The 13,788-nt window shown below is 49.6% G+C and carries 10 protein-coding genes; 3 read left to right on the top strand and 7 right to left on the bottom strand.

All coding sequences use genetic code 11. From position 1 onward, the window contains the following. Positions 1–48: 48 nt before the first annotated feature. Positions 49–1,260, bottom strand: coding sequence for a serpin family protein (locus tag AC3RCI_RS27635; RefSeq protein WP_492527087.1), 1,212 nt, complete (start codon positions 1,258–1,260; stop codon positions 49–51). A 277-nt stretch (positions 1,261–1,537) separates the two neighbouring features. Between AC3RCI_RS27635 and AC3RCI_RS27640 the strand changes: the two genes are divergently transcribed. Continuing rightward, on the top strand, positions 1,538–2,131 hold the full coding sequence (locus AC3RCI_RS27640) for a hypothetical protein (protein ID WP_336782298.1): 594 nt from the start codon (positions 1,538–1,540) through the stop codon (positions 2,129–2,131). A 118-nt stretch (positions 2,132–2,249) separates the two neighbouring features. Here AC3RCI_RS27640 and AC3RCI_RS27645 read toward each other — a convergent pair whose 3' ends face one another. The 4 genes from AC3RCI_RS27645 to uxaC all read right to left on the bottom strand — a co-directional run bounded on the left by AC3RCI_RS27645 (position 2,250) and on the right by uxaC (position 8,021). Then, a complete protein-coding gene (locus AC3RCI_RS27645) occupies positions 2,250–4,133 on the bottom strand; it encodes an ABC transporter ATP-binding protein (protein WP_492527088.1) in 1,884 nt (627 codons plus the stop codon). Next, positions 4,130–5,857: an ABC transporter ATP-binding protein gene (locus AC3RCI_RS27650; protein ID WP_221805845.1), complete on the bottom strand. Its 1,728-nt coding sequence runs from the start codon at positions 5,855–5,857 to the stop codon at positions 4,130–4,132. The genes AC3RCI_RS27645 and AC3RCI_RS27650 overlap by 4 nt, the downstream gene beginning before the upstream one ends. After that, complete coding sequence (locus AC3RCI_RS27655) at positions 5,854–6,396, bottom strand: MarR family winged helix-turn-helix transcriptional regulator (RefSeq protein WP_127537375.1); 543 nt, start codon at positions 6,394–6,396, stop codon at positions 5,854–5,856. The genes AC3RCI_RS27650 and AC3RCI_RS27655 overlap by 4 nt, the downstream gene beginning before the upstream one ends. 182 nt (positions 6,397–6,578) lie before the next feature. Then, positions 6,579–8,021, bottom strand: coding sequence for a glucuronate isomerase (uxaC, locus tag AC3RCI_RS27660; RefSeq protein WP_492527089.1), 1,443 nt, complete (start codon positions 8,019–8,021; stop codon positions 6,579–6,581). Positions 8,022–8,224: 203 nt separating this feature from the next. Between uxaC and AC3RCI_RS27665 the strand changes: the two genes are divergently transcribed. Beyond that, entirely contained in the window at positions 8,225–8,974 is a 750-nt protein-coding gene (locus AC3RCI_RS27665) for an MBL fold metallo-hydrolase (RefSeq protein ID WP_492527090.1), read from the top strand. Between the two features lie 212 nt (positions 8,975–9,186). Here the strand turns inward: AC3RCI_RS27665 and AC3RCI_RS27670 are convergent, their stop codons facing one another. Both AC3RCI_RS27670 and AC3RCI_RS27675 read right to left on the bottom strand, forming a co-directional pair. After that, positions 9,187–10,659, bottom strand: coding sequence for an alpha-amylase (locus AC3RCI_RS27670; RefSeq protein WP_336782307.1), 1,473 nt, complete (start codon positions 10,657–10,659; stop codon positions 9,187–9,189). A gap of 107 nt (positions 10,660–10,766) precedes the next feature. Continuing rightward, on the bottom strand, positions 10,767–13,112 hold the full coding sequence (locus AC3RCI_RS27675) for a helicase C-terminal domain-containing protein (protein WP_492527091.1): 2,346 nt from the start codon (positions 13,110–13,112) through the stop codon (positions 10,767–10,769). A 135-nt stretch (positions 13,113–13,247) separates the two neighbouring features. Between AC3RCI_RS27675 and AC3RCI_RS27680 the strand changes: the two genes are divergently transcribed. After that, positions 13,248–13,745: an antibiotic biosynthesis monooxygenase family protein gene (locus tag AC3RCI_RS27680; RefSeq protein ID WP_154894660.1), complete on the top strand. Its 498-nt coding sequence runs from the start codon at positions 13,248–13,250 to the stop codon at positions 13,743–13,745. The last annotated feature ends 43 nt before the right edge of the window (positions 13,746–13,788 follow it).

A 13,788-nucleotide genomic window follows, 5' to 3' on the forward strand; every position in this document is an offset into this window, starting at 1 on the left:
AAGGTTGAAGCAGTAACGAAAGAGCCAATACTTTTACTTACTAAGATGTCAGTGGGAAGCGACCTGTTCAGGCTGCTGGATGGCTCCAGCGAAAACCCATGCTCCAGTTGAATCATCCACCACAGCAACCATAAATGGACGATTAACCTCCATCTGGACACGATTCGTAGGTGGAGCACTCCCTGCTCTCATATCCAAAAGTGTAGAAGCAGCCGCTACGGTTCCTTGCTCACTCACTTCCATCACAGCTCGGTGGATAATTTGGCCAATATAGGCCTGCCAGTCCGGTCCACGCGGAATCATTTTTGTAAAATCAGCAGTATACGGGTCAAAGGCCTTCTCTATCCCAAGCTGCTGCATGGCTTCTTTTAAATGAACTCCATACTCGGCTCGAAAACGGGGCAGAGACAAGTCTACCAATCTGAAGTCAGATTGTTCATTCAGCTTTTGGGGATGATCCTCCAGCTGCTGCTGGATTTCTTCCAACGTATGACCGTCCCGTGGCAATACAATCAGCATATACGTTTGTTCATTCCCATAGGGAAGCCGAATGGCCTGCCATTCCTCATTTTCCGTGTAATGGAATTGCTTGGACTGATGCATCATCGGTACAGACACCGTGCTGCCGTTTGCAAGCCGGAAATCGCCATCTTTTGTATGCTCAGGTTGAAATTCATTTGTCCAGTTACCGTCAAATGCTATGGCATTCACCAGTATCATGAGCGTTTCCGCTGTAGGTGATTCCTGCATCAATTGAGGGATCATGCCACGAGTATGCTTCTCCACCCAACGATTAATTTCATCTTTGGCCTGTTCCGGTTGTATATGTAACGACCCGATTTCGGCTTCAAATGTTTGCTGCAGGTTAGCTTTATACTCCTCTTCTACTGTGACTCCGTTTCTAATCCACGCAGCATTGGCAATCTCAATCTCTATTTCAGAGCCAGGATGCGTTAATAATTGATGCAGTGCTGCTTGCGTAATGTTTAATTGCTCATCATCCTGTCCTGACCAACCCATCGCTTCGGCTATTTCCCGCCTTGTTTCTCCCTCACTGCCAAGGTATGCCATGCCCATCCCCATTGAGATACTATAAGGAGAGATCAGCAGATTCTTCCCTCTCGATGCCTCCTGCGTTCTAAGCTCTCTGATCAGCTGCATCCCCAATCTGTTCATCGCCTCAATCTGTTTCGGCTCGATCTGCTTCAGAAGTGCATTCCCTTCATCAGCGGATAATTCCTGATTCGATCTGGATTCCATCTGGTCCTTCCCCTCCTGTTCTGAACAGCTTGTAATGAACAGCCAACATACACAACATAATAACAGGTGTAAATAAAACCTTGCATGCATCCTAATCCCCTCTCATTCGTAATAACTAGAAATTGTACATGGCAATGAGTATTTTCCTTTTTTTACTAAACGCATGGCAGAGGGAAAAGGTTACTTCACGCTCCATAATCACCCCCACGGGGGAAACGCCATTCAAAAGGAGCTAAATCGGTTATATCTATACCATATACGAATGGAGGGATTTCCTATGATTCCGGCAACGTTGGAACAATTGGAGCAAGTCCGCAAGGAATGCCGCACGATGGTCCGCAAGAGAGCCACCGCTTCTGCTGGTACTACACTTGTCCCTTTACCTGGTACAGACGTACTGGCTGATGTGGGGATGCTTATGCAGCTATTGCCTGCCATTAACAATAAATTCGGACTGTCGCAAAAACAGCTCGACGGCATGGACCCTGAAACCAAATCCATGATTTACGGATTCGTCATGTCCATCGGAAGCAAAGTCATCGGACGCATGGTAACGAAGGAACTTGTCGTTCAGGTATTGAAACGGGTCGGAGTACGTGTAGCCACCAAATCCGTGGCCAAGTTCGTTCCACTTGCTGGCCAAGGTCTAGCCGCGGCTCTCAGCTTCACAGCCATGCGTTATGTGGGTAACAAACATGTTGATGACTGTTATGAGGTCGTGAAACGCATGCTTGAACAGCGTGAGCAAATTCCGGGCGAACCCGCCCCGTCAGCTCTTCAAGAAGCGAACACGGACGCACAGCCCGAAGAGACGGTCGATTCCCGGGATGACGCAGATCGTACAGCTGTGGTGGAATCCAAAGACAAGTAATTTATTTTCATATTTGCGGCAAAAAGAATACTGTACAACGGATGCTGCACAACAAATAAGCCGGGCTCCCAACAAGGGAGTCCGGCTTATTTTCATATCATTATATGCATCGTTTCAATTAGATCGCCTGGGGCTGCTGCTCAGCAAACTGGCTGTTGTACAGATCCGCATAGAATCCTTGCTGTGCCATCAATTCCTCATGATTGCCCTGTTCAATCACATTACCGTGATCCATGACAAGGATGAGATCCGCCCCACGAATGGTAGACAAGCGGTGAGCAATGACGAAGCTGGTACGATCCTTCATCAGATCATTCATTGCTTTCTGAATAAATACCTCAGTCCGGGTATCCACGCTGCTCGTTGCTTCATCCAGAATAAGAATGGACGGATTCGCCAAGATGGCTCTTGCAATCGTCAACAGCTGTTTCTGCCCCTGAGAGATATTCGATGCTTCTTCGTTCAGCACGGTATCATAGCCATCCGGCAGCGTACGGATAAAGTGGTCGGCATGGGCCGCATCAGCTGCTTTAACCACTTCTGCTTCAGTTGCACCCTCACGTCCATACGCGATGTTGTCCCGAATGGTTCCGTTAAACAGCCATGTATCCTGAAGTACCATCCCGAACAGGCTGCGCAGTTTGCCGCGTTCCATGTCCCGAATATCGACACCGTCGATCGTGATTTTTCCATCCTGAATTTCGTAGAAACGCATCAACAGGTTGATCAGTGTCGTCTTACCGGCTCCCGTTGGCCCTACAATGGCTACGGTCTGACCCGGTTTTACATCAATATTCATATTTTTGATAAGCAGTTCATCCGGTTTATATCCAAAATTAACGCCTTGGAACGCAACCGCTCCTTGGGGCTGCTGTAATTGTACTGGCTTGTTGGACTCTGGTACCTCTTCCTCTTCATCCAGCAGTTCGAACACCCGCTCCGCCGAAGCAATGGTGGACTGAATGATATTGGAGATATTTGCAATCTGGTTAATCGGTTGTGTGAACTGACGAGAGTACTGCGTGAACGCCAGAATATCCCCGATCGAGATGGCGCCGCGTGTAACAAAGATCCCGCCGACCACGCAGATCAGAACATAACCCAGGTTACCGACAAAGCTCATAAGCGGCATGATGATCCCTGAGATAAATTGAGCCTTCCAGCCCGATTCATACAGCTCTTCATTGACCTTCTCGAATTGCTGTACCGATTGTTCTTCGCGTCCAAATGCTTTTACGACCTTGTGTCCGGTGTACATCTCCTCGACATGTCCGTTCAGCTCACCCAGTGATTTCTGTTGTCCCGCAAAATGCTTTTGTGAACGGGATGCCACCAGCATCACAACGATTACACTGAGTGGCAGCGTCAAAATGGTGATCAGTGTCATCCATGGACTAATCGTCAGCATCATGATAATTACGCCGACAATGGTTACAACAGAAGTAATAAACTGGGCCAAACTCTGCTGAAGCGTATTACTGATGTTGTCTACATCATTGGTCGCCCGGCTGAGCGTCTCCCCGTGGGTACGGGAGTCAAAGTATTTCAGTGGCAGCCGGCCCACTTTGGCGCTGATCTGCTCACGCATGTCATAGACCACTCGCTGAGCAACACCAGCCATCAGGTATTGCTGAATATACATAAATGCTGCACTGAACAGGTACAATCCCAAAAGCAGGTACAACACTTTCATTAATGCAGGAAAATCAATACCTGCGCCCTGTATGCCCTGCAGAATGGCAATGGCGCCTTGGCTCAGTATATCGGTTCCTTCAGCCATAACCTTCGGACTGATAATGCTGAACACGGTACTGAGGATTGCAGCTACCAATACACCGAGCAGACGATAACGGTGTGGCTGGAGATACTTGATCAGCCGCCGCAGCGTACCTTTAAAGTCCTTCGGCTTCTCACCCGGAGGACGCATGCCCATACCGCCACCAGGGTGACCTGGCCCGCCGGAACGTGGTGCTCTGCTTTTATGTTCGGTACGTTCACTCATGCGATCTCCTCCTCTGTCAGCTGGGATGATACAATCTCGCGGTACACTTCATTATTCGCGAGCAGTTCCTTATGGGTACCGGAACCAACAATGCGTCCTTCATCCATAACCAGAATGCGATCTGCATCCATTACTGTACTTACTCGCTGTGCAACAATCAGCACCGCCGCTTCAGTCGTTTCGGATTTCAGCGCTGCACGAAGTTTGGCATCTGTTTTGAAATCCAGAGCGGAGAAGCTGTCGTCGAAAATATACACTTCCGGGCGGCGAACAAGTGCGCGTGCAATGGACAAACGCTGTTTCTGTCCACCAGAAACGTTGTTACCACCTTGAGCAATAAGGCTGTCATACCCGTCCTTCATCTCGGAGATGAAGTTCTCGGCCTGAGCAGTCCGGGCAGCATGAACGATTTCCTCCATCGTGGCATCTTCTTTCCCGTGTCGGATATTCTCCGCAATCGTTCCCGTGAAGAGGACTGCCTTTTGTGGCACAAAGCCAATTTTCGCACGTAAGTCTTCCTGACTAATCTCTCGTACATCCGTACCGTTAACCCGCACACTGCCTTCCGTGACATCATAGAAACGGGGAATAAGGCTGAGCAGCGTGGATTTTCCTGATCCCGTACCACCAATAATGGCTGTGGTTTCCCCGGGACGGGCTGTAAACGAAATACCCGACAGTGCCGCATTCTCTGCTCCCGGATAACGGAAGGTAACATTGTCGAATTCAATGGTGCCCTGCAGGGATTTCATGCCACGAGGCTGCTCTGGATCACTAAGGTCAGGCTGCATATCCAGCACTTCGTTGATCCGTTCTGCGGATGCAGAAGCTCTTGGAATCATGACAAAAATAATGGAAACCATAATCAGCGAGAACATAATCTGCATCGCATACTGGATAAACGCAATCAGGGAACCAATGTCCATGTTTCCACTGTCTATGCGCTGTCCTCCGAAGTATAGAATGGCGATCATGGAGAAGTTCATGACAAGCATCATAACAGGCATCAATGTCGCCATCAGAACGTTAACTTTGATCGAAGCATCTCTCAGATCCGTATTTGCTCCGTTAAAACGAACGCGTTCATGTTCTCCGCGGTTGAAAGAACGAACAACACGAATACCTGTCAATTGCTCACGCAGAACCAAGTTCAGTCGGTCCAGCTTTTTTTGGATTTGTTTGAATAGCGGCAGACCCTTGGCCCCAATCAATGCAATGGCACCCGCCAGCACAGGCAGCACGACCAGGAAGATCGTGGACAACTTGGCGTCCTGGGATACCGCCATGAAAATACCACCGATACACATCATCGGAGCCATGATCATCATGCGCAGCATCATCGTTAATACGTTCTGAACCTGTGTAATGTCATTCGTCGTACGGGTGATTAGTGATGCGGTGCCCAGCTTATCAAATTCCTGCAGCGAGAAATTCTCCACGTGGCGGAAAACCCGGCTGCGCAGCTGCTTGGCGAATCCGCCTGCTGTACGGGAGGACAGGTAACTGGCCAATACGGAACACGCTGTGCCCCCAATGGCAATAACCAGCATCCAACCGCCAATTTGCCAGATGTACGGAACATCACCCTTGACGATACCATCATTGACGATATCGGCCATCAAGGTTGGCAGGTACAGCTCGGCGAGTGATTGCAGCAGTACCAGACCCAAAATGAAGATAATGGGGATTTGATAAGGCTTGAGCATGCGAAACAGTTTCATCATGGCGTATCATCTCCTTCGGTTGAATGCTCCTTTTGCTGGGAAGCGAGCGAGTCAAAAAAGCTATATACTTTCGTCAGCAGCTCGGCTAACTGGGTACTGTCTTCCTCTCCCAGATGTTCAACCAATCTGTTGAATATCTGCATGCGCTCGTCATGAGCAGCCCGAATAATATCACGGCCTGCTTCCGTAATCGTAATACGCACGGCACGGCGATCATCAGGGTCCATGGTTCGCTTGACCAGCCCCTCATCCTCAAGTCCACGGATGACTGGGGTAATCGTCGGTGATTTTACTCGCAGCAATGCACTGATCTCCGATACTTTCAGTCCTGGATGATCTTCATTCAATTCGCTATGAAAATCGGGGGGATTATCTCTCCAATCCAGACGCTCTCCCGGATGTGAACCGTGGAGCAAACAGGCCAATACCATAATTTCATTATGGTTGCGCCCGTGGGGCTTATGCTGTCTCCATTTGCCTTTATTAAACTGCATGATGGAATACAGCAGCTTCTGGGCCACTGGATCCAGACCTGTCATATAGGTTTCCTCCTTTTTACATTCTCAATGAATTCTCAATTAACATAGGATCACTATTAAATAGTATATCAATTAATTAGGTATCCTAATTATATTTTCACCAACAGCGAAAGTCAAACAGGTAAATGACACCACAAAAAAACCGCGGCAGATCGCCACGGTTTCCAAAAGTTCAATGATAATCAGGACTGCGAAGCAGATACTTTTTTGAGGGAAGCCGAAAATGGGAAGTACGCCTTGGCATTGTTGTAGGCAATGCCTTGAACCATCTGTCCGAGCAATTCCATATCATGTGGCGCCTCCCCTTGTTCCACCCATTCCCCGATCAGGTTGCAGACCAGACGGCGGAAATATTCGTGCCTTGTGTAGGAAAGGAAGCTGCGCGAGTCCGTCAGCATCCCCACAAAACGGCTCAGCAAACCAACGTTGGCCAGCGCTCTCATCTGAGCGAGCATGCCATCCTTGGTATCATTGAACCACCATGCTGCGCCCAGCTGGATTTTGCCTGGTATACCGCCGCCCTGAAAACTGCCGACAATGGCAGCCAGCACTTCATTATCCCGCGGATTCAAGGAATATAGAATGGTTTTGGGCAGTGCTTTCTCCTGCTCCAGTGCGTCCAGCAGACCGATCATCGCAGAAGAGAGCGGCGTATCATTCACCGCATCATATCCGGTATCCGATCCAAGCTGAGCGAACATCCGGCTGTTATTATTACGGGCTGCATTCATATGGAACTGCATCACCCAGCCCCGCTCCGCATATAGCTTGCCCAGGAAGGTCAGTGTAACGGTCTTGTACTTGTCCTCTTCCTCACGGCTTACTTGATGACCTGCGAGTGCTTTGGCAAAAATGGCTGCAGCTTCTTCCCGTGTTGCCTTGCCATATGGGACATAGTCCAGTGCATGGTCGGAAACTCGGCCACCTACGGAATGGAAAAACTCCACCCGGGATTCCAGCGCAGAGAGGAATGAATCATAATCAGAGATTGCTGTACCCGAAGCCTGAGACAGCTTGCTTACCCATTCGATGAAGGTATCCCGGTTCAGTTCAAGCCCCTTATCCGGACGGAAAGAAGGCAGCACAGCTGTATCAAAGCCTTCGATTTCCTGAATCTTCAGATGGTATTCCAATGAATCACAAGGATCATCGGTGGTGCACACAACCGTGACATTGGATTTCGTGATCAGGTCACGTGCGCCAAAACCTTCACTGTTCAGCTTGGCATTTACTTTTTCCCAGATTCCTGGAGCACTGCTCTCATTCAACACTTCATATACCCCGAAGTACCGCTGCAATTCCAGGTGGGACCAGGCATATAAGGGGTTGCCGATCATCATGGGTACCGTTTTGGCATAAGCCAGGAAACGATCGTAATCGGTCACGCCCTCACCGCCAGTGATGTACTGCTCTTCGATACCGTTTGCCCGCATTAACCGCCACTTGTAGTGATCCCCGTACAACCAGGCTTCCGTAATATTGCCAAAGGTCTTGTTCTCGTAGATCTCCTGTGGACTAAGATGGCAGTGGTAGTCAATAATCGGCATGTCCTTGGCGTAATCCTCATATAACTTGACGGCTGTCTCATTGTGCAGCAAAAATTGTTCATCCAAAAAAGACTTCATTCGCTTCGCACGCTCCCTTTGGGTGAGTTTACGTTCATATGGGTACACTTCCCATCTTAACGCTACACTGTTTCCTATCAAAGTTCAATAAAAAATGATAGCGTATTCAAAAAAGGTTGGTTTGGGCATATGCCCCCGAACAAGATATACTGGTTTTAATGAACGATATGCTGATCTGAAGATCATACAAGGAGTTGAAATCGTTGAAAATTACATTTCTGGGCACAGGGGACATGTTCAGCGTAGAGCAGTATCACAACAGCATGCTCGCCGAATTTGGAGGCACGCATCTGGTCATTGATTTTCCGGAATCGAATGCCAAAGCGCTCAAAGAGGTCGGGTTCCCCATGACTGATATCCATAATGTATTTATTACACATTTGCATGAAGACCACATTAACGGTGTACAGATGCTCGGATACTATTCGCAAATTGTAGGTAACCGCAAACCGCGCCTGTTTATCCACGAACAACTGGTTGAGCCGCTATGGAGCATCTTATCTCCAGGCATGCGCTACACCACCGATGGCGAGCGTACAATGAGCGATTATTATGATATCGTTCCACTGCCAGATGGAGGCACATTCGAACTTGGCGGCGTGACATTTGAGACATTCCGTACACAGCACGTTCCGGGCATGGTCAGCAATGGTATTGCTGCGAAGCCCTACTTCTACTACAGTGCAGATAGCACGCTGGATCAGGAACGGGTAGAACAGGCTGCCGCAGATGTGCAGCTGATTTTCCATGAATGCCATATGCATGATTTGGTGATCAAATCTCATACCTCGCTGAAGGACCTGGAACAGCTGCCTGCGGAAGTAAGGCAAAAGACCGTCTTAATGCATTATCATGACGAATATGCAGATGCGAGTACCCGGGAACGGTTCAACCGTGAGCATGACCTGCGGATGGTCGGCACACTGGAATCATTTGAGCTGGATGAGAAGTAAGGTAGGTAAGTATAGGATGCTTCGAGCAATTTCAGGAGCTGAAGCATCATTTTACTAGAAGATGAGGTGGCCTTCGTTCACGTTCCCATACGGAGCCGAATAGAGGCTGCCTTCGTTAGCACAATAATAAAATCTGGACCCAGCAAAAAAACCACCTGCAGGCATTCCATCGCCATTTCAGGTGGTTTCGTTGTCTGTATTTATATTCAAGCTTACGCAGTCGTACTCTCTTCATCAGGCAAAGCCCATACGGATAAACCTCCGCCACACACATGGAACGTAGCCCAACCGTCCTTCTCAATGGTAATGCTATCCTCGCAGCTGTGCGTCAGATCGGTCCATACTTCACCGGCACGATGTTCGCCGACAAACATTCGTTTCTCGCCATCATCCCCATTGGAGACCACCACCGCACAACCGGAGCCCTCGATTTCTTCCACGCCGCGGCGTACCCATCCAATGGTATTGGGATGATCGAAGTAATCCTCCTGCTCGCCATAAGCCTTGTTATAACGGGCAGACAGCAGGATATCCAGAATCTCCTTTTTACCCTCCACAGGTTCAGGACCGCCAATACCATAATAATCTCCGTAAAAGACAACCGGATACCCATCACGGCGCAGCAGGGTCAATGCATACGCGCTGGGTTTAAACCAGTCGCCAATCCATGATTCCAATGCTTCATGCGGCTGGGAATCATGATTATCGACAAACGTTACGGCATGCGTTGGGTGTGTCTGAACGAGCGTGTCATCGAAAATTTTGGACAGGTCAAAATCCCTGCCTGCCAGTGATGCCTCATGCAGCTTGTAGTGAAGGGACACATCGAACAGGTCGATCTGATAATCCACCGTATCCAGGAATTGACGGCAGGCATCGAGATTGGAATTCCAGAACTCCCCTACAATGTAGAAGTCCTGCCCACGCTTGCGAATCATCTCTGCTGCAAATTCCTTGATGAATTCATGGTTAATATGCTTGATCGCATCCAGGCGGAAACCACTGCATTGCAGCGTGTCGATCAGCCATTTTCCCCATTGGAGCATCTCCTTGCGGACCTCTGGGTGATTGTAATCGATATTGGCGAACATCAGATAATCATAGTTGCCGAACTCGTCATCGACATTCTGATTCCATTTCTTGTTCTCTCCTGCGATGCGGAATATGCCGCTGCGCTCTGTCTTGGCATCAAAGTCCGTACCGTTAAAGTGCTCGGATGTCCACTTGAAGGACGAGTATTGATCGCCACGACCCGGAAATGTAAATTTGGTCCAGCCTTCGATCTCGAACGGTTTAGATATATCCTTCGTCCGGTCGTTAGGGTCCACTTCGATGACTTTGAACACTTCCTTCTCGTCGGCACCTGCCTTGTGGTTCATCACCAGGTCGACATAGACGGCAACACCGTTTTTCTGACACTCGGCAATGGCATCCACCAATTCCTGTTTGGTACCGTACTTCGTCCGCACACTGCCCTTCTGGTCGAACTCCCCGAGATCGTACAGATCATAGACACCATATCCGGTATCCTCCGGGGTAATGGCTTTGGTCACAGGGGGCACCCATACCGAATCAATGCCTTTGGCTTTCAGCTCCGGAGCCATTTGGGCCAGTCGTTTCCAATGCTTACCGTCTGCAGCCAAATGCCATTCAAAAAACTGCATCATCGTATGATTTCTTTTCATCAAAAACCGACCTCCTTGATTGCTTTCGAAGCGGACGTTGGAACGGATATGTATTCGCCCTTGTTCGTTCGTTTGCTATCCAAGTAATACCCTTTTTGGCCTATGCTTCAATCACCCGCAGAGAAGTTTCCGGTTGAAGGGGAGATGCGCTTGTAGTCCAGCCACTCCTCGGGCAGAAGGGAACGATACGGCTCCTGGGTGAACCGATCATCCACCAATACGAGTACGCCCGTATCCTCTTCCGTCCGAATCAGCCTGCCGCCTGCCTGCAGCACCTTGTTCATCCCCGGAAAAACATAAGCATAATTGAAACCATTACGTCCCGAGCGGTCGAAATAGTCACGAAGCACGTTGTTTTCCAGTCCAATCTGGGGAAGCCCTGCACCTACCACGACGACCCCATTGAGACGATCTCCCGGCAGATCCACTCCTTCTGAAAATACGCCGCCCATCACGGCGAATACAAGCCTTGTTCGTTCCGGATGTGGCTGGAATGCATTCAGGAATGCCTCCCTTTCCAGCTCATTCATGCCTTGCTCCTGCATGACCGTATCGGCCTCACCAGGAAGCTGCATGTAGGTCTCATAGACTTCACGCATATACGGATACGAGGGGAAAAAGACAAGCAGGTTGCTCCGCGGCCACTCGGATACGAGCTGATGCAGCATGTTCGCAATCGGCTGCCTGGAACGCTGCCGGTCCTTGTAGCGAATGGACAAGGGAAGCAGCCTTACATCCAATTGTTCCCGATGGAAGGGTGAAGGGATACGTAACGTGTAGTCCTCTTCCTCTGCACCAAGCATGTCCCGGTAATAACCCAGTGGTGACAAGGTTGCCGAGAAATGAATGATGGAACGGAACCCCTTCGCTGTCTGACGGAGCAGGACGGATGGATCAAGACAGAACAGCTTCACTCTCACTTCGCTTCGCACACATTCGGCATACGTGACGAATCGTTCATCATACAGCTTGGCGATACGCAGGAAGTTCTGGGCTGTGAAGTAGGCATCCAGCAGCAGTTGATCCGTCTCGGCACTTCCCGAACCGCCTTCCACAAGATTCTGCTCCGCAACCATGACAAAGGGCTCCAGCAATTCAATCAGTTCCTCCGGCGCTTCCTGCTGCAGCAGCTTGCCCTCTTCTCCTCCGTTTTTACGCAGGGTAATCAGATACTTATCGATGGCTCCCGCATGGTCTGTAATGGCCTTCGCGGCAGCGACACTGCTGCCCAGCGTCTTAAACTCCCTTTTGACATCCAGAAAAACAGCCTTCTCCAGCTCAGCAGAGAACATCATGCGGCCGCGATCGACTAGATTATGCGCCTCATCAACCAGCAGCACCGTCTTGCGTTTCTGCTCCTCCAGCATGCGTTTGAGGGAAATACGCGGGTCGAAAATGTAGTTATAGTCACAGATGACTGCATCGGCCGCATATGCCGCATCCAGTGAAAATTCGAATGGACACACCCGGTGCTTGCGCGCGTACTGTTCAATGACTGGGCGTGTCATCAATGTTTCATGCTCCAGCATATCCAGCACTGCCCCATTAATGCGATCATAATACCCTTCGCACATGCTGCACTGTCCGGTATCACAATCTTCTTCTTCCTTGAAGCAAATCTTATCCTTGGCAGTCAGGCTGATCACATGCATGTTCAGCCCTTCCGCCTGCATTCTGGCAAAAGCCTCTTCTGCCGCAACACGAGTCGTCGTTCTTGCCGTAAGGTAGAACAATCGACTGGCTTCGCCTTCACCAATCGCCTTCACTGCGGGAAATAAGACGGACATTGTTTTCCCAATTCCGGTTGGTGCCTTGGCCATCAGTCCCTTGCCTTCACGGATGGTCTGATATACTGCGCCTGCCAGCTTGCGCTGCCCTTCCCGATATTTGCGAAAGGGAAACGGCAGTTCTTTAAGAGTGACGTCCCGCTTCTCTTCATATGCAGCAATCATCTCGGCATAAGGAGCATATCCGGCAATGACCTCAGCAGCAAATTGCTCAAGCTCCTCACGTTCGAGCATGCGCCGATATCTTCTCTCCTGACTATTCACGGTCTGCACATAGGTAAGCTGTACTTGCATTCTTGGCTCATCATGCTGAACGGCATACATATATGCATACATGATGGCCTGCGCCCAGTGGACCGGAAGTCCGTCGCCCAGATCATCCAGGTTGCCGGCTGTTGATTTGATCTCATCCACAGTCAGCTGACCCTCCAGACGAATCAGACCATCACATCGCCCTTCGATTATATAGACTAGGTCTCCATGCCGGATTTCAGCTTCAAGCACAACTTCTTTCAGATCTTCTTCCGTATACTCCTTCTGCACCCTCTGGTGAATTCGGGTGCCTTCCTGCATGGATGCATTGGAGCGGAATCCGGGACGAATACTGCCGCTGCGATATACGTATTCAACCAAAGGCCTGACTGATATTCGAATGGTATTTGTCATACGATCACCCGTTCTGTTTTTAGTCCTTCTACTTTATCATGAAAAGACCTGGCCAAACCAGCATTCCGCAGATTGGACTCGTCCCTCCCCATATGCTATGTTGAAGAGGAACGTACATTTAAGGAGGCAGATTCCATGTATATTTATTTGGTTCCTTCCCCGATTCCGGACGTGCTCGCTGCATATCCGCATCTGACCTTGCGGAGCGAGGAGCAGGTTCGTCTTGCCATCGAAACGACTGAACGTCTGCTTCATGTTGAGTCGGATGATAGCATAGCCGCATATGAGGCATTTGATGCCGCAGGCTCCTGGACAGGCGGCAGCTTTGCGGTTTTGAATAATATCCCGGTGACGGAAGACGGCCGTGGTGACTTCGAGGATCGGTTCAAAAACCGTGCACGCAAAGTGGAGGACGAGCCAGGTTTTGTCGGTATCCGGGTGCTCCGTCCCCTGAAAGATGATACGTATGTTGTACTTACCCTGTGGGAGTCAGAGGATCATTTCAAAAGCTGGCAGCAGTCTCAGGCCTATAATCATGCCCACCGCAATCGCAGTACAAGTGAAGGGCTGACCGCGCAGAAACCAGCCATGTTTCCAAGAGCCTCTTATGTCACGACATATACGATAGAATAATGGGTAGCCTGACAGACTCATGCGCCCCACCAGCTTTACTTAT

It is taken from the genome of Paenibacillus sp. MT124, from assembly GCF_058792755.1.

Bases quoted from the DNA above. Each gene is read 5' to 3' on its own strand.
- AC3RCI_RS27635 (WP_492527087.1), bottom strand. From the start codon at position 1,260: ATGGAATCCAGATCGAATCAGGAATTATCCGCTGATGAAGGGAATGCA.
- AC3RCI_RS27640 (WP_336782298.1), top strand. From the start codon at position 1,538: ATGATTCCGGCAACGTTGGAACAATTGGAGCAAGTCCGCAAGGAATGC.
- AC3RCI_RS27645 (WP_492527088.1), bottom strand. From the start codon at position 4,133: ATGAGTGAACGTACCGAACATAAAAGCAGAGCACCACGTTCCGGCGGG.
- AC3RCI_RS27650 (WP_221805845.1), bottom strand. From the start codon at position 5,857: ATGATGAAACTGTTTCGCATGCTCAAGCCTTATCAAATCCCCATTATC.
- AC3RCI_RS27655 (WP_127537375.1), bottom strand. From the start codon at position 6,396: ATGACAGGTCTGGATCCAGTGGCCCAGAAGCTGCTGTATTCCATCATG.
- uxaC (WP_492527089.1), bottom strand. From the start codon at position 8,021: ATGAAGTCTTTTTTGGATGAACAATTTTTGCTGCACAATGAGACAGCC.
- AC3RCI_RS27670 (WP_336782307.1), bottom strand. From the start codon at position 10,659: ATGAAAAGAAATCATACGATGATGCAGTTTTTTGAATGGCATTTGGCT.
- AC3RCI_RS27675 (WP_492527091.1), bottom strand. From the start codon at position 13,112: ATGACAAATACCATTCGAATATCAGTCAGGCCTTTGGTTGAATACGTA.
- AC3RCI_RS27680 (WP_154894660.1), top strand. From the start codon at position 13,248: ATGTATATTTATTTGGTTCCTTCCCCGATTCCGGACGTGCTCGCTGCA.